The organism is Vibrio sp. PID23_8 (assembly GCF_003584965.1).
GTDB lineage: Bacteria > Pseudomonadota > Gammaproteobacteria > Enterobacterales > Vibrionaceae > Vibrio.
The window spans coordinates 65,855-92,167 of sequence record NZ_LIXE01000009.1; the positions used below are offsets into that span (position 1 = coordinate 65,855).

Sequence of the window (26,313 nt, forward strand, 5' to 3'; positions counted from 1 at the left end):
AGAAATGGACTTTACATTCACAGATGATCAGTTGGCCTTCCAGGAAGCGATAAGCCGTTTTCTGATGACGGAAACCGCCCCTGAAGTGTTAAGAGAGATTTGGGAGACCGATTCAGGCCGCTCACCGATATTGATGACCAACATTGCCGAGCAAGGGGTACTTGCGGTCTCGGTTCCTGAAGAGGCCGGAGGCATTGGTATGGGCGATGTTGCTTGGTCTTTATTGACTCAAGAGCTCGGCTATTACTGCATTCCGGATGTGATTGCTGACACCGGCTATACCGCAGTTGGTTTACTGAGTGCGTTACCGACCTCAGGCCAACGTGATGAGTGGCTTGAGCAGATTGCATCTGGAGCGTTACGCGTTGCGGTTTCGCATCCGGTTAACGCATTAGTTGCTGACGCGCACCAGGCTGATTTGTTACTGATGTTTGATGGTGATGATCTTCATGCCGTTAAGCGTGATCAGGTCGATATCGAAGCCTGCAACAGTATCGACTCCTCTCGACGTTTAGCCAAAGTGGCATGGCACCCAAGTGCTGAAACCAAATTGGTTGGCGATGAGCAAGGTAAGGCGATAAAAAACCAGCTATTTAACCGTGGTACATTAGCGACCGCTGGGCAACTGCTGGGACTTGCGCAACGTATGCTCGATCTTTCGGTTGATTATGTAGCGCAACGAAAACAGTTTGGTCGTGCGATTGGCAGTTTCCAAGCGCTGAAGCACCACTTGGCGGATGTGGCGAAAGAGATTGAATTTGCACGTCCGGTCTTGTACCGCGCAGCATACTCGTTGGAATCTGGTCACTCTGATGTTGAGTTCCACGTTTCTCAAGCAAAACTGTTTGCTTCCAAAGCGGCGCATTTAGCGGCAAAGCACGGCATTCAGGTTCACGGTGCGATGGGTTACACCTGGGAAGTGGATTTACAGATGTTCATGAAGCGTACATGGGCGCTGGAATCTTACTGGGGTTCAAAAGCGTTCCATCAGCAGCGAGTTACCGACTTCGTACATACTTCTCTGGCCAACGCATTAGAGACTGCAGGCCCTGCATCTACATTCGGGAGAGACTAATGGCACAAGCATACATAGTAGACGCAATAAGAACGCCAACGGGACGACGCAAAGGGAGCTTAGCTCACGTACACGCGATGGACCTAGGCGCTCATGTGCTAAAAGCACTGGTCGAACGCAACAACATTCCTGCCCAAGAATACGATGATGTGATTTTTGGTTGTGTGGACACCATTGGTTCGCAAGCGGGCAATATTGCTCGAACTAGTTGGTTGGCGGCGGGCTTACCACTGAATGTACCGGGTACCACGGTGGATCGCCAATGTGGCTCTTCTCAGCAGGCTATCCATTTTGCCGCGCAAGCGGTGATGAGTGGCACACAAGATGTGATCGCCGTGGGTGGCGTACAAACCATGACCCAAATACCTATCTCTTCTGCCATGCTGGCCGGGCAACCGCTTGGTTTTACCACGCCATTTGCTGAGAGTGAGGGATGGAAAGCCCGCTTTGGCGATGCACCCGTGGATCAATTCTATGCCGCTCAGCGCATCGCTGACCATTGGGGAATTACTCGCGCAGAGATGGAAGCGTTTGCTCTGGAAAGTCACCGCCGTGCGATAGTCGCTCGAGAAGAGGGCTACTTCGATCGAGAAATCGTACCATTCGCTGGGCTAAGACGCGATGAAACGCCAAGAGAAACATCGATTGAGAAAATGGCTGAGTTGGAGCCTGTTGGTGAAGATTACCCCTCGATCACCGCCGCTGTATCAAGCCAAACCTGTGACGCATCAGCTGCTCTGTTGATCGTTTCAGAAGCAGCGTTGAATCGCTACAACCTGACGCCACGTGCTCGAATTCATCATTTAAGTGTGTTGGGTGATGACCCAATTTGGCACTTAACGGCACCCATCCCTGCCACCAAAGTGGCGTTAGAAAAAGCCGGTTTGGAAATGAGTGACATCGACATCGCCGAAGTGAATGAAGCGTTTGCATCGGTCGCGATGGCTTGGATGAAAGAAACGGGCTGTGACTACGATCGAATGAATGTTAATGGCGGCGCGATTGCACTGGGACACCCTCTTGGCGCAACTGGCGCTAGGCTAATGACAGGAATGTTGCATGAGCTTGAGCGTCGTGGTGGACGCTATGGTCTGCAAGCGATGTGTGAAGGTGGCGGCGTCGCCAATGTCACCATCATCGAACGACTTTAAACAGAATACAGACGGGATACCCAGTTAAGGAGAGACAATGGAATGGTGTAATGGACGCACGGTAATCATCACAGGCGCAGGCGGTGGTCTTGGTAAAGCGTACGCGTTGGCATTTGCAAAAGAAGGTGCCAATGTGGTGGTCAATGATATCCGCCATGAAGCGGCAGCAGCGGTTGTGGATGAGATTGTCACTGCGGGCGGTAAAGCGATTGCAAACAGTAATGACATTACTTCGCTTGAAAGCGCACAGCTCATTGTCGATGCGGCACTTGAGGCATTCGGTGAAGTACACGTGTTGGTCAATAATGCGGGTATTCTGGCCGACAGAATGTTCGTGAGTCTGACGGAAACCGACTGGGATAAAGTGATGCAGGTTCACCTTAAAGGTCACTTCTGTCTTGCGAATATCTTGGCGCGTCGCTGGCGTGATCTCGCCAAGGCAGGCACGCCAGTTGACGCTCGTATTATCAATACGACCTCAGGCGCGGGCTTACAGGGTTCGATCGGTCAATCAAATTACTCGGCAGCTAAGGGTGGCGTTGCGAGCTTAACCCTTGTTCAAGCCGCTGAATTACGACGTTACGGTATTACAAGTAATGCACTAGCGCCTGCAGCACGTACTCATATGACGGAAAGCGCGATGCCTGACGTGGTGAAAAAGCCAGAAGACGACAGCTTTGATCTATGGGCACCAGAAAACGTTGCACCACTTGTGGTATGGCTTGGTAGTACGGAGTCATCGCATGTCACTGGTCAAATCTTCGAGAGTCAGGGTGGCCGTATCTCGCTAGGTGACGGTTGGCGCACTGGCGTAACAGCAGATAAAGGCGCGAAGTGGGAAATGGACCAAGTTGGCCCAGCCATCACTTCATTACTTAATGATGCCAAGCCTGCACAAAAGGTGTGGGGGAGTTAATATGGAAAATATAGACCGCCGTCGTCGACAGTTACTGAAAGGTGGTTTGGGGACAGGGGCACTAGTCGCCTCTGGCCTTAGCTTTACTGCAAACGCCTCGTCGATCTCTGGATCAACGCTACCTCTGCCTGAGTATGAAGGGTGGGATGTAACAGACATGGCCTCGCTGCTCAGAAAAGGTGAAGTGACCCCTTTAGAGCTATTTGATGCGGCAACGGCAAGGTTTGAAAAACGCAAACAGTTCAATTTGTTATCGGTGAACCACTTCGAACGGGCACGTGAGAGTGCCAGTGAACTGAGTGCTAAATCGAGCAAAGAGCGTGACGCTCTTTATCAGCAATCACCATTACTTGGTGTGCCTTTCGCGCTTAAAGATCTGCATATTCAGCTGAAAGATACAGTAACTACGAATGGCAGCGTGTTTTATAAAAACGCACGTGCGACTCAAAACTCGACGTTGACCGAGCGTTATCAAGCGGCCGGGCTCAACATATTGGCTAAGCTGACCAGCCCTGAATTTGGTCAAACCGCGACGACGGAATCCCAGCTGCATGGCGATACGTTAAACCCTTGGGATACTCGCTACTCCTCCGGTGGTTCGAGCGGTGGCTCCGCGGTTGCTGTGGCTGCGCGCATTTTGCCTGCGGCGCATGCCAGTGACGGTGGTGGTTCCATTCGTATTCCCGCTTCCCATTGTGGTGTGTTCGGCTTAAAGCCAAGTCGTGGTTTGGTGCCGATGGGCCCGAAACATATGGAAGGCTGGATGGGATTATCGGTGCACAACGTGATCACCCGCACGGTGAGAGATACCGCGAAATTGCTGGCTTTGACCAGTGGTCGAGAAGCCGGGTCACGCATACCTCATCAGCAACACGATTACCTTGAAGCCGTAAAACGTCCGCCTAAGCGTTTGAATATCGCCATTATGGATTCACATCCATTCGGATTGCCCATCAGTCAAGATTGCTTGGATGGCGTGAATAAAACCGCTGCCTTATTGGCCTCTTTGGGTCACCATGTCGAGAGAGCGGCGCCTATACTGCCAATCGAATCGATGTTCAGTGGGATGGGTGTGGCAACATCGAGTGGTGTTTTACACGCTGTTCGAGACAGAGAAGCTTCCCTCGGCCGCGCGGCGACTAAGGAAGAGTTTTCTCCTATTGTCTGGCAGCATATTCAACGTGCAAAAACGTTCACAGCTCAACAAGTGTATGACGCACGCAGCGCCTTTGACCAAGGCGGTAAGGCATTTGATCAGTTTTTCAATCAATATGATGTGATCTTATCGCCGGTCACCGCAGGGCCTCCGCCTAAAATTGGTGAGTTAAGTCTCTATCAGCCTTATGACGCATTTGTCCGTGAGGTGATCAAAGCATCCCCAATTACTGCGCTGTTTAACATGACGGGCTTACCGGCCATGTCGGTTCCACTACACTGGAATGCGGATAATCTACCGATTGGTATGCACTTCGCGGCTGGATTCGGTCAAGAGGCGTTACTGCTCTCTTTAGCCGCGCAGCTCGAAACCGCACTGTCTTGGCATGATCGTATGCCGAGCACCATCTAAACTTTTTACGTAAATTCGGCTTGCGACGCGATTACTTTGACGATTGTTTTTTAGTAACCGCGTTGTAGCCTTCTCTCTGTTTGTCCGCTCTCATCCTCTATTTCTACTCTCTTCCCGCGATTCATCATGTGCGCTTGTCACAAGTCGTGTCGTTTTATCGCTTTACCGTCATGAATCCTGGTGTCGAATAGGGAGTTAGTCCGTATTGACGATGAGAGCCTACAGGAAGTGTGGAAATCTTTTAGCGTCTAATCAAAGAGAGTAACGCCGAAACCGTCGAGATTTGGCGGGGGTGTTTAGGAGAATAAACATGGCAATCTATGAAGAAATTACCGCACACGCCGTCAACGAAGACTACCTCACGCCAGAGGCGCTTGATCTTATTGAAAAAGCAACGGCTTTAATCCCAAAACTGAAAGCACGCGCCCAACAGGCCGATCTTGATGGTAAGGTGCCTAGCGAGTCGGTTGCTGACATCGAAGCGGCGGGTCTTTTCCGCGTATTGCAACCAAAACGATGGGGCGGTTACGAACTTGACCCACGTGTTTTCTACCGTATTCAAATGACGCTGGCCAAAGGCTGTATGTCTACCGCTTGGATTTACGGCGTGATTGGCGTTCACAATTGGCAACTGCCGTTGTTCCCAGAACAGGCTCAACAAGATGTGTGGCAGAACGATAGCAGCACTCGAATTGCATCAACCTATATGCCGGTTGGTAAAGCAGAAAAAGTAGAAGGCGGTTACCAGTTCTCGGGTCGTTGGGGCTATTCAAGTGGCTGTGAGCATTGTGAGTGGATCTTCCTTGGTGCACTGCTACCAAAAAATGATGACAGTGGTGACCTAGAACACACGACATTCCTTCTGCCTAAGTCAGACTTCCGCATTGAGAAAAACTGGGATGTTCATGGCCTAAGAGCTACAGGCAGTCACGATATTGTCGTTGAAGGTGTGTTTGTGCCAGAGCATCGCACTCAGCGTACAAACAATCACAGTGACGAGGGCTGTCCAGGTCGAGCGACTAACCCGAGTTGGCTGTATAAGATTCCATTTACTCAAGTGTTCCAACGTGCAGTTTCTTCGGCGTGTATTGGTGCGCTAGATGGTGCTATCAACGAGTTTAGAGAGCGAGCAAGCGCGCATATCGGTAAGCACGGCAGCAAAACTGCCGAAGACCCGAATGCTCAATTTGCAGTATGCGATGCGATGATGGTCAGTGATCAGCTAAAGTTGGTGCTATTTAGAAACTACAGTCGCATTGTAGAGAGCATTCGCGATGGACGCACTCTAGACGTAAATGAACGTTTACTGCAGCGTGCTCAGTCATCAGCGGTGCCTAAGCTTTGTGCAGAGCAAGTGGATGCCTTATTACGTGCTTGCGCTGCGTCTGGTCTGTATCGTGCTAATCCTATTGAACGAATTTTCCGCGATATTCATCAAGCTCGTGGTCACATTGCCAACAACACAGATGCTTATATGCGTGCACATGGCGCTGTCATGCTTGGTATGCCAAACATGGACCCATTTGTATAATTAATCTCAGTTATCGGAGGATAATCTATGTCGGCAGCTCATTATCACGCGCTTGTGGTTAAGAAGGTCGTTCAAGAGACCCAAGAGGCGATTTCATTGCAGTTTGAAGTGCCGGAGTCCGTTCGCACATTATACCAATATAAGCCAGGTCAATTCCTTACGCTGCGTGTACCGTGGGAAGGAGGCGATCAGGTCCGCTGTTACTCAATGTCCAGTTCACCTGAACTCGATACGGAGTTGCAAGTTTCGGTTAAACGTGTGGCAGGAGGTCGAGTCTCTAACTACCTGTGTGACAACGTAAAGCCAGGTGATGTGCTCGACGTAATGCCGCCTGCTGGCGTATTTGTGCCGAAAAGCTTTGATGATGAGTTGTTACTGTTTGCCGGGGGAAGTGGTATTACCCCGGTCTATTCGATATTGAGAAGCGCATTGGTTAAAGGCAATGCACGCATTCGCCTTATTTACGCCAATCGAGATGAGCAGTCGGTGATTTTTAAAGACACGCTCAAAAGTTTGCAGGCGGATTACCCACAGCGCTTAGAAGTGATTCACTTGCTAGAGAGCCTGAGTGGTATTCCGAGTGAGTCCTTTTTGACATCGCTCGCGAGTTCAATGTCATCTTCAGCTCAGGTTTTCATTTGTGGGCCGGCACCTTTCATGGACGCGGTAGAAAACGCGCTATCGACCGTTGACATACCAAAGTCGGCGATTCACCTAGAGCGCTTTGTTGCGCCATCCGCTGACAGTAAGCCAGTGCTTGAGATGTCATCGGATGATGGGCTTAGCTCAATCTGTGACACAACGGTGGAAATTGGACGCGAAACGCATCAATTCCCATGGCAGCCAGACGAGACGCTATTGAACGCTGCCGAGCGAGCTGGGGTCGAGTTGCCTTACTCTTGTTGCAGCGGGCTTTGTGCCTCGTGCATGTGTGAAGTGGTAGAAGGCGATGTCAGCATGCTGGTTAATGAGGTGTTAGATGAGCGTGATATCAAGCAAAAGCTGATTTTGAGTTGCCAAGCGATCCCACACTCTAAAGTAGCTAAGATTCGCTTTACTTAAAGAGACTTCGTGTAAACAGTAACAAACGGGAAGTGAGCGCTTCCCGTTTTTGTTACCTAAGGATAGTGTTACGTCGTTGGATATCGAAATATTAGAACGACCAACCAAGAAAGCATAAGTTAATGATATCTATTGGCTCACAGGCTTCCTTATCCCGTATTCAGGTGAATTATTTCTGCTCGCTTTGAGTATCTGAAGGGAACCCTGCTCGAATATAAGTAATGATTTACCACATATCATTCTGCGATAACTGGCCTTTATACGCAGGCATACCTGTGCCCAACAATTTCCCCGTCAGAGATTGACCAAAGTAAATACCCATCCACCGCCATAGGCATTTGGATCATATACGCTAAAAGTGCGGGCGAGGGATTTAATGAGTTGGCGATTTTTCCATCTCCCATCCCCTGTGTGCCATGACAGCGTACACACTTCTGTTGATACAGTTTGCCACCTTCACGAATCGCGTCTGGCTTTTGTGCAAATGGTTTTTTACATTGAGATATTCTTGTGGAATGTTTGAGTGCATAAAAGTTCAATGCCTTGTCATTCGTTGTCCAATATTCATCATGCCCGGGGCCCACATATCTCACTGAGCCCATTCGGGATCCCATCTATCATCGCAACAAGCGGGTTGTAACTGAGCGCTGGCGAGATCGCTATAGCTTGTCAATAAGACCAACGCTGCAAAGGGGCTGAACGTTGTGGTCATGCAAAATCTACGGCGTGTCATTGTCATCTTGTTCTCCTTATTTTTGGACATTGCTCACTGGGAGCGACATTCGCAGCCTTTTTGATCAACTTGATGAGCCCTTAATCTCATCAATGACGAAACCGATGGCACGAAACCATGTTTTCGTACGCAAGTAATGTATTGGTACCAATAACAGTTGATGGCTGATAGGTGTTGGCATTTTAGATGGCCGCTTTTTCTTGTCTTGGTTTTTTGTGTTTCACTGTTTCCCAACAGTTATCGCTAGTCTCAATGGACGATGTTTAACGCGTTACTTTTTCTTACCCTTGGTGAAACTTACGGAAAACCCGGTTAATCGATGATTGCTAAACGTAAGATTCTAAGAGCAATGATCGGTGCCATGTACAAATGAGGGAGTAATACATGAAGATTCTGGTTCCCATCAAACGAGTGGTCGATCACAACGTTAAGGTGCGAGTGAAGTCAGACGGCTCAGGTGTTGATCTTGATAACGTAAAGATGTCCATGAATCCGTTTGACGAGATTGCGGTAGAAGAAGCGGTTCGTCTAAAAGAGGCGGGTGTCGCGTCTGAAGTTGTCGTCGTCAGTATCGGCAGTCAAGGTTGCCAAGATATCATTCGAACCGCATTGGCGGTTGGGGCTGACAGAGGCATTCATGTTCTTGCCGAAGATGGCATCGAGCCTCTGGCGGTTGCGAAAACCCTAAAAGCGGTGACAGAGCAAGAGCTGCCACAACTATTGTTGCTTGGTAAGCAGGCGATTGATGACGACAGCAACCAAACTGGTCAAATGCTTGCGGCGCTACTTAAGTGGCCACAAGGGACGTTTGCCTCTGAGATTATCGTGGATGGTGATTCACTGACCGTGACACGTGAAGTTGACGCAGGCTTGGAAGTATTGAACATGCCTTTACCAGCAGTTGTGACGTGTGACCTACGACTCAATGAACCTCGCTATGCTTCACTTCCGAATATCATGAAGGCAAAGCGTAAACCCTTAGATTCCATCGATATAGCAAGCTTAGGCATTGATACCACACCTCGATTTAAGGCCGTGTCTTATGCCGTTCCTGAGCAGCGCAAAGGTGGCGTGATGGTTTCAAGTGTTGAAGAGCTAATCGAAAAGCTTAAGAACGAAGCAAAGGTTCTTTAAGGGGAAATTATGAAAATTCTAGTTGTCGCAGAACATCTTAATAATCAACTTGTCAGTGCTACGTGTAATGCCGTTGGCGCCGCTCAAAAGCTAGCAAGCTTTAGTACCGACGCAAAGATTGATCTTCTTGTTGCGGGCGAGCAGTGTGCTGAAGTCGCGCAAGCGTGTCAGAAAATCTCTGGTGTTGACCGCGTATTACATGCCGATGCCGCTCATTATGCAGGCTTGGTTGCTGAAAACGTGGCAGAGCTTGTGGTTGAGTTGGCTCGAACAGAGCAGTACGACGCTATTATTAGCGCCAGCTCAACGTTTGGAAAAAATGTATCCCCTCGTGTAAGTGCACTTCTTGATACGGCTCAAGTTTCGGATGTTATTAGTATAGAAAATATTGGCATCTACCAACGCCACATATACACTAGTAACATATTGTTAACACTTGAGTCGAAAGAAAAAATTCAGATCTTAACTGTCAGAACGACTGCATTTGAAAAGGCAGCCATGGAAGGTCAAGCTGAATTAGTTAACATTGAAGCTGCTGCAGACACGGGTCTATCGCAGTTTGTTAAAATTGAATTGGTTGAATCAGATCGTCCAGATCTCAATACTGCGTCAGTCGTGGTGTCCGGGGGGAGAGGGTTAGGTAGTGATCAAAACTACCGCGCTCTTCTAGAACCACTGGCTGACAAACTGGGTGCGGCGCTAGGCGCTTCACGAGCTGCAGTAGACGCAGGTTATGTACCGAATGATTATCAAGTAGGGCAAACCGGTAAAATTGTGGCGCCTGAGCTATATATAGCTGTAGGGATTTCTGGCGCGATTCAACATCTTGCAGGGATGAGCGATTCTAAAGTAATAGTAGCCATTAATAAGGATCCTGATGCGCCTATTTTTCAGTTTGCTGATTATGGCCTGGAAGGTGACTTGTTCACTGTGGTTCCTGAACTTACGGAATCTATTGCTCAGTCATAGTGCGATCCGCAGTAAGTGATTACTGCGGGTTCCTACCCTTAAATAAGTAGTATAACGGAGGGTATTTTGGCGGACATGTCTTTTGATCTTAAACAGTACAGTGGACTGATTGAAGGTATTTATGAATTTTCTCAAAGTAAATCCAATTGGTATAAGCCATTACAAGCTTTGCGCGATTGCTTTGAGGCAAATTATGTTACTTTGATTCTTAAACCAACGTTCGAAAATGAGGAAGAAGATCTAGGCTTAATGATCGCGATTGGAAACGGTATTAGCGCAGAAAAAAAGGTGCAGTATCTTCCTTATCGTTATCACATCACACCATTTAATAATCAACAAGTAGATACGGTATTTACGGTTGATGATCTAATGGATGAAGAAGCGTGGATCCAAAGTACTTATCGTAAATATTGGTGTGCAAATATTGATGTCTATCATGTGATGTCGGTTGATATTGCAACGAGTGATGGCGGAACGGTGAAACTGCGTATCACGAGACCTGAAGCTGCCCAAAACTTTTCCTCCGAAGACAAAGCGCTTTGTCAAATGCTTGTCTCCCACCTTAAACGTGCCCTTGATATTCATCACCAGCTAGACAGAAGCCACTCACTCGGCTCAATGTACAATGAAGCGATTAGCCGTCTATCGATCGCCACGGTGCAAATCGATGAATCGGGCCGTGTTCTTGAGCAGAATGTCTTTGCCAATGAATTGTTGATGCAAGAAGATGGACTGAAAGTTCAGGGCGGAAAATTAACGGCCCATTATCCGAATGATAATCGAGAGCTCAAGCAGCTGATCCATAATTCATTTAAGATGGTTAGGGAGTCGGATCGACCGATACTGCCTGAAGCTATGTCTGTGGCTCGCCCATCGGGTGAGGTTAACCTTGGGGTTGTTGTCGAAGTGATCCCATCGCCTGCATGGCAAAATGGTACTGGGCATGGAAAAGCGGTGGTTTATATCCGTGATTCTGTAGCTAAGTCTCAGGCAAGCAGTCATGTTGCTAAGAAAATTTTTGGTTTAACGTCTGCTGAAACGGCGCTGACACTCGAATTGGCCAACGGACTGTCTTTAGAAGAAGCGGCAGAAAGGCTCAATATTCGCCGCAATACTGCTCGTGCACACCTGCGTTCAATCTTTTCCAAGACCGGCGTTCGACGCCAAACGGAGCTTGTCCGTATTTTGCTTAACAGTGTTGCGCCACTTGCATGCACGGATGCAGAAGCTCATATGTGATCCTATTGATGCGGTGGCAGCATGTTCTTACATCGCTTCAAGCTAATTAAATGAGCCTAATAATTGCCATGACGTTCCCAAGATATGTTTTTGGGAAATCATGGCTTGGGGTTTGCTTTATTCCCCTTTAAAGCTAGGGTAGCGTTTTTCAATAAAGGCTTTCATGCCTTCTTCTTGATCGTACGAAGCAAACAACAACGCATTCGCCTTTCGCTCAATGGCCATCGCGGCATCCAGCGATGCATCCATCCCTGCATTGATCACTTCTTTTATCTGCTCGGCGGCTAATGGTGGCATTCTTGCGACCCTTTTCGCCATTGAATTGGCATGTTCAAGGACGTTGTTGTCTGCACAGACTTCACTGACTAAACCAGCCACCCACGCTTCATGGGCGTTGATCGGTTTACCAGTCAGCGCCATCTGCATTGCTTTGGCTTTACCAATCGCACGGACTAAGCGCTGTGTGCCGCCTATGCCAGGCATGATACCGATGTTGATCTCAGGCTGGCAAAATGAGGCGCTTTCCCCCGCGATGATGATGTCGGCGTGCATCATCAACTCACAACCACCGCCATAAGCATAGCCGCATACTGCAGCGATGATTGGCTTGGGACAGTTGGCTATCGGTGCCCACAAACGTTCGGTGTGACGCTTATAAATATCGATAGGACTGCAATCGACCATGCTGTGGATATCGCCTCCGGCTGCAAACACCTTTTCACCACCAGTGAGTACAATACAGCGCACGCTTGAGTCTTCAGACAACTGCACAAAGTAATCAGCGAGTTGTTTCTGCAGCTCTAAGCTCAGTGCGTTTGTCGCCTGTGGGCGATTGAGCGTTAGCTGCGCTACCCCTTCGCTAGGATAAGTCAATAAAACCGGTTTTTCGTCCATCGGAAACTCCTTTCTCTTTCAAGGCGATTCTCCATAGCTCACGTTTTTTTTTCATCGTCCATTTAGACGACGAATTGGTCGGCATAAGCATTGAAAATAACATCAGGACACTTCCATTGTGATGGAATGATGGTAAATGGAGACGTTATGCAATTTGAAAATATAGGTAAAACGGTGTTGATCACCGGAGGTACGAAGGGTATTGGTTTCGGTATTGCGGAGTCATTTCTGCAAAGTGGTGCGACAGTCATTGTGTGTGGCCGCACAGAGCCAGAAACATTGCCAAGTAGTGGCGCAATGAAAGCCCGCTTCTTACCTGTTGACGTACGCGATTTAGACTCTGTCGATACCTTGTTTTCGATTATTCAGGCTGAATATGGCCAACTCGATGTGCTAATCAATAACGCCGGAGGCAGCCCGTTTGCACTGGCTGACAAGGCATCGCCACGCTTCCACGAAAGTATTATTCGACTCAATTTAATCGCACCCCTCAATGTAGCTCAACGAGCAAACACCCTGATGCAGAGTCAATCTCGTCCTGGGGTGATCATTTTCATCAGCAGTGTGAGTGCGTTGAGACCATCTCCAGGCACAGCTGCCTATGGTGCAGCAAAAGCGGGCGTATTGTCTTTAGTTCAATCGCTGGCTGTGGAGTGGGCACCTAAAGTGCGCGTTGTCGCCGTGACCCCGGGCTTGGTCGAGACTGAGCAATCTACCCTTCATTATGGTGATGATGCCGGTATTAAAGCAGTGAGTGGGACTATTCCTTTAGGGCGCATGGCCCAACCAAGTGACATTGGTGGTGCGTGCTTATTTTTGGCATCTGAACATTGCCTATACGGGAGTGGCTGTAATTTAGTGCTCCATGGTGGTGGTGAAAAACCCGCTTTCTTATCTGCGGCAGAAGCGTAAACACATCAACAACTAAGTAATCAGTTGTTTTGAATAGTAGGAGAAAGACATTGGCTGATAATAACTGGTTAACCCCATTACGCGAAATGGTCGGCAAAGAGTTCGGCCGTATTTACGCGTGGGATGAAGTGAACCCAGCAATGGTAAGGCAATGGTGTGAAGTGATGGGGGTGAATAATCCGTTGTACACGGATCCTGAGTACGCACTTCGCACCGAATTTGAGGGAATAGTTGCGCCACCGGCGATGCTACAGAGTTGGTGTGAATCGGGGCTGTATCAAAATAATTACCCACCAGGTTCTACCGACGAAAATCCATATGGTGTATTGAGTTTGCTTGAAGAAAACGGCTACCCATCGGTCGTGGCGGTTAACTCGGAGCTAAGCTTTGATCGCTATTTAAAAATGGGCGAAAAGCTGTACTACACGACTCGTTTCGAAGCGCTCAGTGACGAGAAACAAACCGCGCTAGGTACGGGCTATTTTGTCACATTGAAGATGGCCTATTTCTCAGAACGACCAAACGGCGATGAGAAAGTGGGCGAGTTGCTTTTCCGAGTGTTCAAATTTAAGCCTGCTCATCCCGTGGAAGCAAAACAAGAGAGTGATTCAGCGATTCCTGTGATCAAGCGCTCTAAGCCTGGTATCAGTGATGACAACCGCTTTTTCTGGGAAGGCTGTGATGCTCATGAATTGCGTATTCAGCATTGCAAAAGTTGCAATAAATTGCAGCACCCACCGGCTCCGGTTTGTATTCACTGTCAATCTTTTGAGCTCGACTATCAAGTGGCAAGCGGCCAAGGTGAGCTTTATTCCTACGTGGTGATGCACTACCCAGAAATTCCACCTTTCGATTACCCAAACCCAATCGGTCTTATTGAACTTGAAGAAGGGGTTCGTATTACTGCGGGTCTCGTTGGTATGGATCCGAAGAAGATGGCTATTGGAACTCCAGTAGAAGTGTGCTTTGAAACCTTTGATGGTGAGTTGACATTACCGATGTTTAAAATTAGGGAGGCGCAATGAACTTTACCCTTACAGATGACCAGCGCGCCATCGAAGAGTTAGCCGTCTCCGTTTTTAGTGATTATTGTACCGATGAGCAGTTATGCACGTTTGCCGATTCAGGTAAAAATCGCATGGAAACGTTATGGAATACGTGCATCGAGACCGGTTTACACTCGCTGTTGATCCCAGAAACCGTGGGCGGAAGTGGACTAAACATGACCGAAATGATGGTGGTGCTTGAAGCTCAAGGGCAATCGCTCGCAATGGTACCGTTATATCGCCATCAACTTGCTGCGGCGGTGATCAGTCAGTTTGGCAATGAATCCTTACTGCCAATTGCAATCACTGCTGCAGAAGGGGCAAATGTGTTAACCATCGCCAACTTCGATGACGCTTCACTATCGGCACAATTTGAAGGTAGTGAATTAATCCTTTCTGGACGCGTTAATGCCGTACCTGAAGCGAGTGATAGCCAATATACGTTGGTTGCCGCTGAGCTTGAAGGTCGAAAACGCTTGGTATTGATCGACTTGAGCTTAAGCGACATCCAGCGCATTGATGGCACGCTAACTCAAGGAGAATCGGTTTCCGATCTTGTCTTTGAAGGCGTACGTCTAAACCAACACTATTTGCTGTCTGACGATGCAGAATCTTGGCTTCATCCTCGTTTGATTGCGGCTCAGTCTGCCATGTTGGTTGGTCTGTGTAAGCAGCAAATCAAACGCACGGTTGAGTACGTTAGTGAGCGCCGCCAATTTGAACGACAAATTGGTGCATTCCAAGCGGTGCAGATGGTATTAGCCGACTGCCAAATTTCACTAGAGGCCGTGCGATCTACGCTTTGGCAATTGGTTTATCGATTAGATCAAGGTTTGCCGTGTGAGCCGGAGGCCTTATCAACGGCGTGGCAAGCGTGTGAAGCGGGGCATTTCATTTGTCATAAAACTCAACATGTGCATGGCGGCTTTGGCGTTGACATTAGCTCTCCAACGTATTTGTACTTGTATTGGAGCCGTGCGATTTGCCTTGCTCTTGGAGGCAGCAGTGACAACCTTGAACGCTTAGGCGATTGGCTAGCAGATAACAACACACTCGGGTGGAAATATGATCTCGAAGAAAAATAATAGAATCAGTGAAATCAATGTTGGTGATAACTTACCAGAGCTATCGATCCCAATTACTGTTGCTTTGATTACGGGCGGTGCACTTGCCACACGCGATTACTTTCCGGGTCACCATGACAAAGATGCAGCACAGGCATCGGGTACCCCGCATATCTTTATGAATATCTTAACCACCAATGCATTGGTTCAGCGTTACGTTGAAGAGTGGGCGGGTAATGGGGCCCGTTTGAAAGATCTTAAGATCAAGCTAGGCATGCCTAACTACCCAGGCGACACCATGCTATTCAAAGGTGAAGTGACGCACATCGACTCAGAAGCAAATAACGTCGTCGTGAGCATCGCGGGCAAAAATAGCATGGGTACACACGTGAGTGGCACTGTTTTAATGTCATTGCCGGCATAAGGGAGAAAAAGAATGGATTCGTCAATCAGCGGCAAAGCCGCAATCGTGGGGTTAGGGGCAACGGAGTTTTCCAAAAACTCAGGTCGCACAGAACTGCGTCTGGCCATGGAAGCGACGTTAGCTGCCTTGGAAGATGCGGGCATTTCTCCTTCCGAAGTCGATGGCTTTTGCAGCTACTCGGTCGATAAAGTGCCGGAATACGAATTAGCACGCTTGCTAGGGTGTGAGAAAGTGACCTTTTTCTCTCAAATCCCTCATGGTGGCGGCGCTGCTTGTGCACCGGTTATGCATGCCGCAATGGCCGTTGCCTCGGGCCTTGCCAATACGGTCGTGGTTTACCGCGCGATGAATGAACGTTCGTGGTACCGTTTTGGTAGTGGCGACTATGGTTTCGGATCAACGCCAATCTTCGAGAACGTTAACTACGGCTGGTACCTTCCGCATGGTTTCCATACGCCAGCAGCATGGGTTGGTATGTTTGCACAGCGCTATATGCATGAATACGGTGCAACGTCTGAGGATTTCGGTCGCGTCGCGGTGGCGGCACGCGATTTCGCATCGACTAACCCAAATGCGTTTTTCTATGAAAAACCGCTCACGTTAGAAGAGCACCAAGCATCGCGTTGGATCTGCGAACCCCTGCATTTGTTTGATTGCTGTCAAGAGTCTGATGGCGCGGTCGCGATGGTTATCACACGTACTGAAGTAGCAAAAACACTGCAAGTTAAGCCAGTCATCATCAAAGCGGGCGCTCAAGGCATTGCCGATGGTCAGCAATGCATGACTTCATATTACCGTGAAGATATCACGGGTTTGCCTGAAATGGGCGTGGTCGCAAAAGAGCTTTATAACCAGTCAGGCTTGACACCGGAAGATTTCCAAACGGCGATCATTTATGACCATTTCACTCCTTTTGTTCTGCCTCAATTAGAAGAGTTTGGGTTTGTGCCTAAGGGTCAAGCGAAAGAGTTCATTCGTGCGGGTCATCATGCTCGTGGTGGCAAGCTCCCAATCAACCCACATGGTGGCCAGATTGGCGAAGCATATATCCATGGCATGAACGGCGTTGCGGAAGCAGTAAGGCAAGTTCGTGGCACAGCAGTCAACCAGGTTGATGATGTACACAATGTGCTCGTGACGGCAGGTACGGGTGTTCCAACCAGTGGTCTGATTTTAGGTAGTGAGTAGGAGGCAGTATGTTTGTCGATTTAACACCAGAACAACAAGAGCTACGCCGTACTATTCGGGACTATTTCTCTGCACTGATGACGCCGGAGCTCAAAGCACGATTACGCGGTAAAGAGAGCGGCACGGAATACCGTGATGTGATTCGTCAGATGGGCAAAGATGGCTGGTTAGCCGTCGGTTGGCCGAAAGAATATGGCGGTCAAGGTTACAGCGCAACGGAGCAGTTGCTCTTTTTTGAAGAAGCCAATATCGCAGGCGCTCCGCTTCCTTTTGTTACTATCAGCACCGTTGGTCCCGCGTTGATGACCTTTGGGACGCAAGAGCAAAAAGAGAGGTTTTTACCCGGTATTGCACGCGGTGATATCCATTTTGCGATTGGCTACTCTGAGCCGAATGCGGGTTCAGATTTGGCAAGCTTACAGACGGTTGCGCGTCAAAAAGACGATCACTTCGTGGTTAACGGCACCAAGTTATGGACATCAGGCGCAAATGAAGCGGATTATATTTGGTTAGCGGCTCGCACTGATCCTGATTTACCAAGACATAAAGGTATCTCAATCATGATTGTTGATACCAAGAGTGAAGGCTTTTCTCACACGCTAATTCCTACGACATCTAACACCACTACTTCGACATATTATGACAATGTGGAAGTACCAAAATCGATGTTGGTTGGTGAGTTAAACGGTGGCTGGAAGCTAATGACGGCTCAGTTAAACCATGAAAGACTGGGTCTTGGCTCATGGTCCGACAAAGTCGTTGGTCTATTCCGCCGCGTATTTTTGTGGGCAAAAACACCGGACGAGCAAGGCAACAAAGCGATGGATAAAGCATGGGTGCGTACAGCATTGGCTGAGTGCTATGCCCGTCTTGAAGCGATGCGTTTGATCAATTTCCGTATTGCGGCTGAGCTTGAAACAGGGGCGTTAGATGCGGCCTTAGCGTCAACGACCAAAGTATACGGCTCAGAGTCTGTCATCGAGATACTGCGCAAGCTACAAGAGATAACTGGTGCGAATGGCATGGTTCGTCAGGGATCGGCGGCATCATTACTTGAGGGTGAGTTAGAGTATGAAGTTCGCGCTTCTGTTACGGTAACGTTCGGTGGTGGTACCAACGAAATTCAGCGCGAATTGATCGCACAGCTAGGCTTAGGATTGCCTCGAGCCCGATAATTCAAGGAGAACATCGATGAGCGATAAAGATTTATTTCGACAGGAAGTTCGGGCATGGCTAGAAGAAAACTGTCCGGTTTCGTTAAGAACGCCCACTCCTGATGACGAACTGGTTTGGGGCGGAAGCCAGATTGAGTTCAAGACGGAAGATCAGCGTTTGTGGTTTGAGCGCATGCGCGACAAGGGATGGTTTTGTCCGGGATGGCCTAAAGAATATGGCGGTGGCGGTTTAGATGCGACCCAAGAAAATATTCTAGAACAAGAAATTCGCCGCTTAGGCTGCCGACCTGCGCAGATTAACCTCGGTATTTGGATGCTCGGTCCCGTGGTTTTAAAATACGGTACAGAAGCGCAAAAGCAACGTATTCTGACCCCAATGACTCGTGGAGAAGTGCGTTGGTGCCAAGGGTTCAGTGAACCTAATGCAGGCTCCGATCTAGCGAATATTCGCACGACGGCAAAAGAAGATGGTGATGATTACATCGTCAATGGGGCAAAAATCTGGACCTCTTACGGCAATAAAAGTGACTGGATGTATGCTTTGGTACGAACGGACAATTCCGGTAGTAAACACCATGGTATCTCGTTATTACTGATGGATATGCACGCTCCAGGCGTAACGGTTTCGCCGATTGATTTGATCAGTGGCAAATCGTCATTTTGCGAAGTGCATTTCGACGAGGTGCGCGTACCGAAGAACAACCTCATTGGTGAACCAAATCTGGGTTGGTCACTGGCTAAGCAACTGCTTCAACATGAACGTGCGGCGATGTCGAAGTTCGGTGAGTTTAGCTTGCCGACGCACTATGACCTTTTAGCTCTGAGTAAAGCGTATTTGTCTTCTTCGCCGGTTGCTAATAATGCAAGCCTGAAAGCACGCATCACCGCAGCCGACATGGAAGAACAAGCCTATGCGCTTACGGTTCAGCGCATGACAGAAGAAGCGCGTTCGGGCTTAGACGTGAGTGGCACAATGTCGATCATGAAGCTCGTGCACACTGAGCAAGAAAAAATCAAGTTTGAACTGTTACTTGACGTCATGGGCTATCGTGGGCTGGGTTGGCAGGATGATGCGTTCTCAGAGCAGGAACTGGGTGTCACTCGAGCTTGGTTAAACAGCTTTACTCAAACCATCGCAGGCGGCTCTTCCGAAATTCAATTGAACGTGATTGCCAAACGCGTATTGAATTTGCCGGATGCGAGCAAAGTAGAAAAGACACAATAAGGGGTACATCAATGAGTCTAATTTATTCACAAGATGAGCTGATGTTACTGGAAAGTGCCGAAGGACTTTTAGGTGAGATCAGCCCGGTATCTGCTCAGCGCACACTGCGTGACAACAATACAGACCAAGCGTTCGATAGCGAGCTTTGGAAGAGTATGGCCGAAATGGGATGGACTGCCATACCATTCGCTGAAGAGTTTGGCGGTCTCGCTTTCGGTTATAAAGGAATGGGCGCGGTATTTACTCAAATTGGTCACAATCTATCGGCATCGCCTTTACTCTCATCAGTGGTATTGTGCGGTTCATTAATCGAAACGCTAAGTAATGAATCGCAGAAAGATCAGTGGCTTACGGGGATTATTAGCGGTGAACTTCGCGTGGCATTGGCTCATGAAGAGAGCCACATTTATGATCCGAATACGGTGACTACCACACTGACAGCGAATGATAATGGCTATGTGCTTTCTGGCCAGAAAGTGCTTGTTACCGATGGACTAGGAGCAGATGCCTACCTCGTGGTGGCGAAGCTGAACAGCCAACTTCGTTTAGTGTTTGTTCCCGCTAGCAGCGTTGGTGTGACGCAGAAATCGATGAAGCTGGTCGATGCTCGTAATATGGCGATGGTCAGTTTCGAGCAGGTAGTGGTATCGGAAGAGGCCATGCTTGGTAGCGCGCAGGAAGTTCGAGAAGCGTTAGCGTTCTCGCAGGATGTCGCGGCTTCATGTTTGGCTGCAGAGTTGTTTGGTGCGAGTGAGGCGCTGTTTACGATGACATTAGAGTATCTGAAAACGCGTAAGCAATTTGATCAACCGATTGGCAGTTTCCAAGCGCTTCAGCACCGCGCTGCTGCGTGTTATGTCGAACTTGAACTGGCCAAAAGCACCTTGATGAACGCGTTTTCTGTCATTGATAGTTCAGTTGACGAACAGCAACGTGCGAAAGCGGTGAGTTTAGCGAAATGGAAAATGAACCAGATGGCGGATCTTATAAGCAAAGAGGCGGTTCAAATGCACGGCGGAATGGGCGTGACAGACGAGTTGGATGTGGGATTGTATCTAAAGCGAATTCGTGTGGCCCAAATGCATCTCGGAGATTCAGACTACCATCAGAGCCGTTATCAAGCCTTGTTGGAAGAGTAATTGATTATAAGCATATAACGGTCTAAATTTTTTGCTTTCTAAACCGAATCCTCGTGACGCATCCGCTTACGAGGATTTTTATTTAATAACTACACTGTCAATATTTTTTACACTTCAGGGCTGACTTACTAAGAGCGCTTCGCTAATTTGTTGTCTTACTAGCACTTTTAATTTTGGCGTGAACTTTGCTCCTTTATCCTTGCAATACATCTTTACGAGGTTAAAGCAATGAGTGTTAAAACTATGAGTGTTAAATCAGCAATCTTCCTTTATCTTGGTATCGCTTTCATTAGTCCAGCGCAAGCTGGGATTGTTTATAATAATTGGACGACGAATCAAGGTGAATCTGGAAGTTATGTGTTTACCGTCGAACACGATCAGGCAAACGATTTATTTAACTATAAGTTTACCGTAGACCCTTGGGATGCTGAAGGGCTGGGTTTATTTATTGATTTTGGCGATCATACGATGCCCGGGACGACGGCTGCGGACATTGGTTTGACAAATATTGACCCTGCAGATGAGGTAGCGCTTTGGGCGACAGATACCACCTCAAATGATTGTGGTCAAGGATGTAATTTAAACGGTTTAAATCCTAGTTTGGAAACGCCAGATGATGAGTGGGAGCTCGTATTTAGACTTGGCGCGCAAGGATTTGATCAAATCCAAACTTTTACGTGGACGACATTGGATTTTGGACTAGAGCTGTCTGACTTTGGTCTAGCCGGCGTTCGTTCACAGCAACTCTGTACCGGTGATGCGACGCTGCCGGATGGCATCGAAGAGTGTACAGGGAGTGATAAGTCATACGGTAGCCGAAGAGGTACGCCAAGAAGCATTCCTGAACCAGCTTCAACCCTTTTGTTGGCGGCGGGGCTTTTAGGCCTAGGCATGATTCGTCGTAGGAAAGTGAGCTGAATATTCGATTTTGTTCTGAACAGGTAAAATATCCGAGCCACATAGCGTATTACGCAGTGGCTCTAATTATTTAACGAACCTAATGATCAACGTGGCTAGAGTCAGGCTTACGTGCTGGCTATGCCTAAGGGCTCCTGATTTATGTTCCCATCTAATTTAACGATAGACGATGGTTGACACCTTATTTGATAATCAGAATGTTGCTTGGTTATTTGGATATAACGCAATGAAAGATAATATAATTGTCATTATTTGTGGTGAAGTGATGAGCGATTTTTGAGTGAATAGTCACAAAAAATAAGCATGCTAAGTTGCATTTTGATGAAATATCCTGTGCTTAATCGGTCGAAGCTTCGCGGTTTTTGCAAGGATGAGAGTGTCGCATTTATTTGCTTTTGAGAATGCCATTAGCGCTGATGCGAGAAATTGGTCGGGCGATTGCCTAGTTACAAGAAAAGCAATGCCCGACGACGGCAGTAATCTGTTAGTTAATTATTGCTTGTTCTAAGGATGGAACGTTGGGGGTGGCGAGTGAACGTGTTTATTTTGGGGGCTGGTGCTCCAAAGAGTGGCAACAAACCTTCAGCACTAAAAAACATCTCAATGAATACGAGAGTAATGGACTGGCAGATACACAGCTTTTCAAGTTTAGTTCGACTTGATGATGTGTATTTTCTTGGAGGTTATCAAATAGAGGAAGTGATCGGTCTTTACCCCAAATTGAACTTTATTGCCACGCCAGAGTGGAAAAGTTCCACGCCACTGGATACTTTCTTCCATGCCCCAATCTCAAACAAACCTTGCATCGTAACGTACGGGGACACTGTCTTTCGAAATGATGTTATTAATGAATTTATCTCACTAGAGGCGGATATCACCGTTGCGGTGGATAGTCATTGGTTAGAAAGGTACTACGCCAGGAAAAAAGAAGACATCGATAAAGCTGAAGTTTTGATTGTTGATAGTGAACTGTTTGAATTTACCGGTTTAGTGTATTTCGGAGAGCGGGCCGTCAACGTAATCGTAGACTCAAATCATGACATTAAACGAGAAATGGCAGGAAAAAAACTGCTCGATCTTATCGCTTTCATGAGCCTGCAAGGACTGACCGTCCATTATAAAGATGTTAAGGGGGAGTGGGCAGAGTTTAATTCCCCAAACGATATAGCAAATTTTATTTTGGGTACCAAAGCAGACACGCTTTCACGCCTAGAACATATCGTAAAAACCAGCTATATCGGCGAACAGTATAGTTTTACCGCAGCAGAATGGCGCATCGATTCAACCACAGTACTGGCAGCTATAAGAAATAAGTTTGAAAACAAGCAACTGGTGGTGAGAAGCAGCTCAAAGGCCGAAGACAACTGGAACAGCTCTAACGCGGGTGGATTTGATAGTATTCTTGGCGTTGATGGAAATGATCTGGCACAACTCAACTCGGCGATACAAACGGTGCTCGATTCTTATGGACCGTCACTTGCGAGTGAAGAACAGATCCTTATTCAGGCGTTTTTGCAAGATGTCATCATGTCCGGTGTTGTCTTTACCTGTAGCCTAGAAACCGGCGCACCTTATTATCGGTTTAATTTTGATGATACAACGCAATCTACAGAGTCAGTGACATCCGGTTGTGGTGGTGAATTAAGAACCGTCCTAGTTAGTAAATTTCATCCAGAGACGCTCGACACGGTGGCTCCAGAACTCAAGTCTGTGTTGACTTCGGTTCAAGAGCTAGAAACACTGCTCGGTTTTGACAAGTTAGATATTGAGTTTGCGGTCGACTCTTCCGGAACAGTGCATATATTTCAGGTGCGGCCAGTTTTAGTCAGCAATGATGATGAGATCGAAAATAACAGGATCATTACCTCTCTAAAATCCAATGTTACCCGTTATAACGAGTATCAAATTAAGCCTCCCTTTGTGTTCGGCGACACCACAATCTTCGCCAATATGCCAGATTGGAACCCTGCCGAAATCATTAGTACCCGGCCTAAACCGTTATCTCTAAGCCTGTATCAGCAACTTATTACCAATGATGTTTGGGCCAAACAGAGAGCTGAGTATGGTTACAAGGACGTGAGGCCACACCCGTTAATTGTCAGTTTTTCTGGGCATCCTTACGTTGATGTGAGAGCGAGTTTTAGCTCTTTTATACCTGAATCGGTACCTGAAGACTCTGCGGGGAGGATCGTCAATGCTTACATCGCGATACTGAACAATAACCCAAGTCTGCACGATAAAATTGAATTCGATGTCGCTTTTACGATTTGGACGCCCGAGTTTAAGCAAGACGCATCTGCACGTTTACTCCCTTATGGCGTCCGAGAGTCAGACTTGTCCTTTTTAGAACAAGGACTAAAAGAAATAACGCAAAATGCGCTGACTCGGTTAGATGACGACGTGAGTCCCGTCGTGATCCTAACATCGCGACGTCAGAATATTAATGACGCCTGTATGATGGATTTAGATAGAGCATTTGCCTTGCTCGATGATTGCAGGCGTTATGGTACCTTGGCATTTTCTCATGCCGCAAGAGCGGGTTTCGTCGCTCGTACGTTGTTAAATAGTTTGGTACAAAGTGGTGGTTTGTCGGAAGAGCGCTGCATGGGTTTTTTGAGTAGTTTTGACACTGTTGCGGGGCAGTTTGAAAAAGATAAAGCGCGTTTTTCCTCTGGTGAAATCACCTTGGGGGAGTTAATAGACCAGTATGGTCATTTGAGGCCAGGGACTTACGAAGTGACCACGCCTGCCTATTGGGAGCTTCCTGAGCATTACTTGATACCGAAGGAGATGCAATCTAAAGAGCAAATAAGCTGCGACATACAGTTTACCGACGGTGAGCTGCTGGCCATGAGTGGTATGTTGGAACAGTTAGAATCAGTTCTTAGTACGTCTGCATTCATCGAGTACTTGGTGAAAGCAACTCAACAGCGTGAAAGTGTTAAATTCGAAATGACAAAGAGTTTAAGCAAAGCATTAGACAGTCTGGTGAAATGGGGTCATAGCATTGGGTTAAGCAGAGATGACCTCTCCTATATGACATATAGTGACATTGAAAGTTTAACACTCAACCGAATGACGACGGAGGGCTTACTTGAGAGCATACAGAAAAGAAAGGCGGACTATCAGATAACAAGGATTGTCGAGCTCCCTTCATTTATTAATGATCAATCTCAATTTTATTGTTTTGAGAGACACTCTTCATTACCAAACTATATTGGTTTAAAAAGTGTTACGGCAGAGGTTGCCCCTATCTCTAATGATAACACCAATCTTAGAGGAAAAATCGTCATGATTCCTCAGGCTGATCCTGGTTACGATTGGCTTTTTGGTCACGAAATAGCAGGGCTGATCACTCAGTTTGGCGGCGCAAACTCGCATATGGCGATTCGAGCCGCAGAGATAGGTTTACCGGCAGCCATAGGCGTAGGGGAAAAACTTTACGAGGCATTATTAGCTTCTCATAAGCTCGAGTTGGATTGCCTGGGACAAACCTTGAGAGTCGTTAAATGAAGCTCGTGGGAATAAGTCACCGCGTTGACTTTGTCGAAAGCCATGACGAACAACGCGATGCAATCGATCAGCGTTGGTATGAATTAATGATTTCGATGGAATGGTTGCCTGTTCCTTTACCGAATATTCCAGCAAGCCTAGTGGAGGTGCTGATGACATCGCTAGGTCTGTCAGGGATTATCCTCTCCGGAGGAAATAGCATCACTGACCTTGACCCCTTGGCGAGCGATACGGCGCCTGAAAGGGATGAATTTGAGCATGCACTTATCCAATATGCATTAGAAAATGATTTGCCTTTGATTGGGGTATGTCGAGGGATGCAAGTGATAAATCATTATTTCGGTGGCGGTTTTCAACCAATTGAAGGCCACATTGGTACCTGGCATGAGTTGGTTACTTTAAATGCGGATTTTGAATTGCCAACATTGGTGAACAGTTTTCATGGTTGGGGGATCCCTTCAGAAAAATTAGCTAGGCATCTGAAACCTATCGCATCAGACCATATGGGAAATATTGAAGCTTTTACTCATCCTTCAAAACAAGTGTTCGGGATGATGTGGCACCCTGAAAGAGTCGATGGTTTCAACCAACTAGACATAAACTTACTGAAAAGACAAATCTTATGACTAAAGCATTAATTTTGGCGGCAGGAGAAGGGACGCGACTGCGCCCTTTGACCAATAATAAGCCTAAGTGTCTGGTTCCCTTGGTAGGTCGAACGTTGTTGGATAGGCAAATTGATAGCTTGAAAAGTCAAGGCGTTAAGGATATCCACATCGCAACTGGCTATTGCGCTGAGCAGCTTGAAGTACTCGGTTATGATACCAGTTACAATGAGCACTTCCAGCGAACTAATATGGTAGAAAGTTTATTTTCGGCAATTGAGTTCATCGAAGCGTGTGAAGAGGACTTGATTATTAGCTACGGTGATATTGTCTATAACCCATCGAATTTAGAGGCACTGCTAGCTTCGGAGGCTGAAATCGCGCTCATGGTCGACAAAAATTGGCATGAGTTATGGTCAATTAGGATGGATGACCCCCTCAACGATGCAGAGACTTTGGTGCTCGATAAGGAAGGATGCGTCTTAGAGTTAGGTCAGAAGCCGGAAAGTTATGATCAGATCCAAGGGCAATATACTGGGCTTATCAAGATTCGAAAAGATAAGATTGGCGACTTTGTAAATGACTATTTGAAACTTGATCGTCAGGCATTATATGACGGTAAGGATTTCTACAATATGTATATGACTAGCTTTCTTCAGATACTCATCAATAAAGGCTGGAAGATAAAAGCTGTAGAGGTGGATTCAGGATGGTTAGAGATTGACTCAACCGACGATTTGAATGCTTATGAGGCGCTATACAAACGCAACCAGCTTGACCCTTTTTATAAGGCGTAGTCATGATAAGGGACGTTTTAGGCACAGTGCCAATGG

23 protein-coding genes are annotated in these 26,313 nt (G+C 47.4%); 21 read left to right on the forward strand and 2 right to left on the reverse strand.

The genetic code is table 11. The annotated features are described in order from the left end of the window. Nucleotides 1–4 precede the first annotated feature (4 nt). The 6 genes from AK966_RS14860 (at nucleotide 5) to AK966_RS14885 (ending at nucleotide 7,302) form a co-directional block, all read left to right on the forward strand. Complete coding sequence (locus AK966_RS14860) at nucleotides 5–1,075, forward strand: acyl-CoA dehydrogenase family protein (RefSeq protein ID WP_119464446.1); 1,071 nt, start codon at nucleotides 5–7, stop codon at nucleotides 1,073–1,075. Further along, a complete protein-coding gene (locus AK966_RS14865) occupies nucleotides 1,075–2,226 on the forward strand; it encodes an acetyl-CoA C-acetyltransferase (RefSeq protein WP_119464447.1) in 1,152 nt (383 codons plus the stop codon). Before AK966_RS14860 ends, AK966_RS14865 begins: the two co-directional genes overlap by 1 nt. A 37-nt stretch (nucleotides 2,227–2,263) precedes the next feature. Continuing rightward, the gene (locus AK966_RS14870) at nucleotides 2,264–3,142 is read left to right on the forward strand and encodes an SDR family oxidoreductase (RefSeq protein ID WP_099079412.1); all 879 of its coding nucleotides are present in this window, start codon (nucleotides 2,264–2,266) and stop codon (nucleotides 3,140–3,142) included. Nucleotide 3,143: 1 nt separating this feature from the next. Further along, complete coding sequence (locus tag AK966_RS14875) at nucleotides 3,144–4,709, forward strand: amidase (protein ID WP_119464448.1); 1,566 nt, start codon at nucleotides 3,144–3,146, stop codon at nucleotides 4,707–4,709. A gap of 310 nt (nucleotides 4,710–5,019) precedes the next feature. Further along, nucleotides 5,020–6,240, forward strand: coding sequence for an acyl-CoA dehydrogenase family protein (locus AK966_RS14880; RefSeq protein WP_099079410.1), 1,221 nt, complete (start codon nucleotides 5,020–5,022; stop codon nucleotides 6,238–6,240). Nucleotides 6,241–6,267: 27 nt separating this feature from the next. After that, the gene (locus AK966_RS14885; protein ID WP_099079409.1) at nucleotides 6,268–7,302 is read left to right on the forward strand and encodes a ferredoxin--NADP reductase; all 1,035 of its coding nucleotides are present in this window, start codon (nucleotides 6,268–6,270) and stop codon (nucleotides 7,300–7,302) included. Nucleotides 7,303–7,559: 257 nt separating this feature from the next. On the opposite strand, the gene AK966_RS14890 is transcribed toward AK966_RS14885, so the two are convergent. Beyond that, entirely contained in the window at nucleotides 7,560–7,904 is a 345-nt protein-coding gene (locus AK966_RS14890) for a c-type cytochrome (RefSeq protein ID WP_182852696.1), read from the reverse strand. 515 nt (nucleotides 7,905–8,419) lie between these two features. Between AK966_RS14890 and AK966_RS14895 the strand changes: the two genes are divergently transcribed. From AK966_RS14895 to AK966_RS14905, 3 genes are all read left to right on the forward strand, one after another. Next, the gene (locus AK966_RS14895; protein WP_099079406.1) at nucleotides 8,420–9,169 is read left to right on the forward strand and encodes an electron transfer flavoprotein subunit beta/FixA family protein; all 750 of its coding nucleotides are present in this window, start codon (nucleotides 8,420–8,422) and stop codon (nucleotides 9,167–9,169) included. Between the two features lie 9 nt (nucleotides 9,170–9,178). Continuing rightward, nucleotides 9,179–10,138 carry an electron transfer flavoprotein subunit alpha/FixB family protein gene (locus AK966_RS14900; protein WP_119464450.1) on the forward strand — a complete coding sequence of 320 codons (960 nt, stop codon included), beginning with the start codon at nucleotides 9,179–9,181 and terminating at the stop codon, nucleotides 10,136–10,138. A 75-nt stretch (nucleotides 10,139–10,213) separates the two neighbouring features. After that, complete coding sequence (locus AK966_RS14905) at nucleotides 10,214–11,377, forward strand: helix-turn-helix transcriptional regulator (protein WP_099079404.1); 1,164 nt, start codon at nucleotides 10,214–10,216, stop codon at nucleotides 11,375–11,377. A gap of 117 nt (nucleotides 11,378–11,494) precedes the next feature. On the opposite strand, the gene AK966_RS14910 is transcribed toward AK966_RS14905, so the two are convergent. After that, nucleotides 11,495–12,271, reverse strand: coding sequence for an enoyl-CoA hydratase (locus AK966_RS14910; protein WP_119464451.1), 777 nt, complete (start codon nucleotides 12,269–12,271; stop codon nucleotides 11,495–11,497). Nucleotides 12,272–12,418: 147 nt separating this feature from the next. Here AK966_RS14910 and AK966_RS14915 point away from each other — a divergent pair, with 147 nt between their 5' ends. The 12 genes from AK966_RS14915 (at nucleotide 12,419) to AK966_RS14970 (ending at nucleotide 26,277) form a co-directional block, all read left to right on the forward strand. Next, entirely contained in the window at nucleotides 12,419–13,183 is a 765-nt protein-coding gene (locus tag AK966_RS14915; RefSeq protein WP_099079402.1) for an SDR family oxidoreductase, read from the forward strand. Between the two features lie 50 nt (nucleotides 13,184–13,233). Next, nucleotides 13,234–14,208, forward strand: coding sequence for an OB-fold domain-containing protein (locus tag AK966_RS14920; RefSeq protein WP_182852700.1), 975 nt, complete (start codon nucleotides 13,234–13,236; stop codon nucleotides 14,206–14,208). Beyond that, nucleotides 14,205–15,314 carry an acyl-CoA dehydrogenase family protein gene (locus AK966_RS14925; RefSeq protein WP_099079401.1) on the forward strand — a complete coding sequence of 370 codons (1,110 nt, stop codon included), beginning with the start codon at nucleotides 14,205–14,207 and terminating at the stop codon, nucleotides 15,312–15,314. Before AK966_RS14920 ends, AK966_RS14925 begins: the two co-directional genes overlap by 4 nt. Continuing rightward, nucleotides 15,295–15,717, forward strand: coding sequence for a MaoC family dehydratase (locus AK966_RS14930; RefSeq protein ID WP_119464452.1), 423 nt, complete (start codon nucleotides 15,295–15,297; stop codon nucleotides 15,715–15,717). The genes AK966_RS14925 and AK966_RS14930 overlap by 20 nt, the downstream gene beginning before the upstream one ends. Before the next feature lie 12 nt (nucleotides 15,718–15,729). Next, complete coding sequence (locus AK966_RS14935; protein WP_099079399.1) at nucleotides 15,730–16,905, forward strand: lipid-transfer protein; 1,176 nt, start codon at nucleotides 15,730–15,732, stop codon at nucleotides 16,903–16,905. Nucleotides 16,906–16,913: 8 nt separating this feature from the next. Beyond that, entirely contained in the window at nucleotides 16,914–18,080 is a 1,167-nt protein-coding gene (locus AK966_RS14940; RefSeq protein WP_119464453.1) for an acyl-CoA dehydrogenase family protein, read from the forward strand. A 16-nt stretch (nucleotides 18,081–18,096) separates the two neighbouring features. Continuing rightward, entirely contained in the window at nucleotides 18,097–19,305 is a 1,209-nt protein-coding gene (locus AK966_RS14945) for an acyl-CoA dehydrogenase family protein (protein WP_099079397.1), read from the forward strand. A gap of 11 nt (nucleotides 19,306–19,316) precedes the next feature. Next, the gene (locus AK966_RS14950) at nucleotides 19,317–20,444 is read left to right on the forward strand and encodes an acyl-CoA dehydrogenase family protein (RefSeq protein ID WP_119464454.1); all 1,128 of its coding nucleotides are present in this window, start codon (nucleotides 19,317–19,319) and stop codon (nucleotides 20,442–20,444) included. Nucleotides 20,445–20,672: 228 nt separating this feature from the next. Beyond that, nucleotides 20,673–21,362 (forward strand): VPLPA-CTERM sorting domain-containing protein, encoded by a 690-nt coding sequence (locus tag AK966_RS14955; RefSeq protein WP_119464455.1) that lies wholly within the window; start codon nucleotides 20,673–20,675, stop codon nucleotides 21,360–21,362. A gap of 531 nt (nucleotides 21,363–21,893) precedes the next feature. Then, nucleotides 21,894–24,875: a PEP-utilizing enzyme gene (locus AK966_RS14960; RefSeq protein WP_182852702.1), complete on the forward strand. Its 2,982-nt coding sequence runs from the start codon at nucleotides 21,894–21,896 to the stop codon at nucleotides 24,873–24,875. After that, nucleotides 24,872–25,501: a gamma-glutamyl-gamma-aminobutyrate hydrolase family protein gene (locus AK966_RS14965; RefSeq protein WP_119464457.1), complete on the forward strand. Its 630-nt coding sequence runs from the start codon at nucleotides 24,872–24,874 to the stop codon at nucleotides 25,499–25,501. The genes AK966_RS14960 and AK966_RS14965 overlap by 4 nt, the downstream gene beginning before the upstream one ends. Then, entirely contained in the window at nucleotides 25,498–26,277 is a 780-nt protein-coding gene (locus AK966_RS14970; RefSeq protein WP_119464458.1) for an NTP transferase domain-containing protein, read from the forward strand. The genes AK966_RS14965 and AK966_RS14970 overlap by 4 nt, the downstream gene beginning before the upstream one ends. Nucleotides 26,278–26,313: the final 36 nt, after the last annotated feature.

Bases quoted from the DNA above. Each gene is read 5' to 3' on its own strand.
- AK966_RS14915 (WP_099079402.1), top strand. From the start codon at position 12,419: ATGCAATTTGAAAATATAGGTAAAACGGTGTTGATCACCGGAGGTACG.
- AK966_RS14945 (WP_099079397.1), top strand. From the start codon at position 18,097: ATGAGCGATAAAGATTTATTTCGACAGGAAGTTCGGGCATGGCTAGAA.
- AK966_RS14925 (WP_099079401.1), top strand. From the start codon at position 14,205: ATGAACTTTACCCTTACAGATGACCAGCGCGCCATCGAAGAGTTAGCC.
- AK966_RS14880 (WP_099079410.1), top strand. From the start codon at position 5,020: ATGGCAATCTATGAAGAAATTACCGCACACGCCGTCAACGAAGACTAC.
- AK966_RS14965 (WP_119464457.1), top strand. From the start codon at position 24,872: ATGAAGCTCGTGGGAATAAGTCACCGCGTTGACTTTGTCGAAAGCCAT.
- AK966_RS14875 (WP_119464448.1), top strand. From the start codon at position 3,144: ATGGAAAATATAGACCGCCGTCGTCGACAGTTACTGAAAGGTGGTTTG.
- AK966_RS14885 (WP_099079409.1), top strand. From the start codon at position 6,268: ATGTCGGCAGCTCATTATCACGCGCTTGTGGTTAAGAAGGTCGTTCAA.
- AK966_RS14970 (WP_119464458.1), top strand. From the start codon at position 25,498: ATGACTAAAGCATTAATTTTGGCGGCAGGAGAAGGGACGCGACTGCGC.
- AK966_RS14950 (WP_119464454.1), top strand. From the start codon at position 19,317: ATGAGTCTAATTTATTCACAAGATGAGCTGATGTTACTGGAAAGTGCC.
- AK966_RS14905 (WP_099079404.1), top strand. From the start codon at position 10,214: ATGTCTTTTGATCTTAAACAGTACAGTGGACTGATTGAAGGTATTTAT.
- AK966_RS14930 (WP_119464452.1), top strand. From the start codon at position 15,295: ATGATCTCGAAGAAAAATAATAGAATCAGTGAAATCAATGTTGGTGAT.
- AK966_RS14955 (WP_119464455.1), top strand. From the start codon at position 20,673: ATGAGTGTTAAAACTATGAGTGTTAAATCAGCAATCTTCCTTTATCTT.
- AK966_RS14870 (WP_099079412.1), top strand. From the start codon at position 2,264: ATGGAATGGTGTAATGGACGCACGGTAATCATCACAGGCGCAGGCGGT.
- AK966_RS14910 (WP_119464451.1), bottom strand. From the start codon at position 12,271: ATGGACGAAAAACCGGTTTTATTGACTTATCCTAGCGAAGGGGTAGCG.
- AK966_RS14895 (WP_099079406.1), top strand. From the start codon at position 8,420: ATGAAGATTCTGGTTCCCATCAAACGAGTGGTCGATCACAACGTTAAG.
- AK966_RS14865 (WP_119464447.1), top strand. From the start codon at position 1,075: ATGGCACAAGCATACATAGTAGACGCAATAAGAACGCCAACGGGACGA.
- AK966_RS14890 (WP_182852696.1), bottom strand. From the start codon at position 7,904: ATGGGCTCAGTGAGATATGTGGGCCCCGGGCATGATGAATATTGGACA.
- AK966_RS14940 (WP_119464453.1), top strand. From the start codon at position 16,914: ATGTTTGTCGATTTAACACCAGAACAACAAGAGCTACGCCGTACTATT.
- AK966_RS14900 (WP_119464450.1), top strand. From the start codon at position 9,179: ATGAAAATTCTAGTTGTCGCAGAACATCTTAATAATCAACTTGTCAGT.
- AK966_RS14935 (WP_099079399.1), top strand. From the start codon at position 15,730: ATGGATTCGTCAATCAGCGGCAAAGCCGCAATCGTGGGGTTAGGGGCA.
- AK966_RS14860 (WP_119464446.1), top strand. From the start codon at position 5: ATGGACTTTACATTCACAGATGATCAGTTGGCCTTCCAGGAAGCGATA.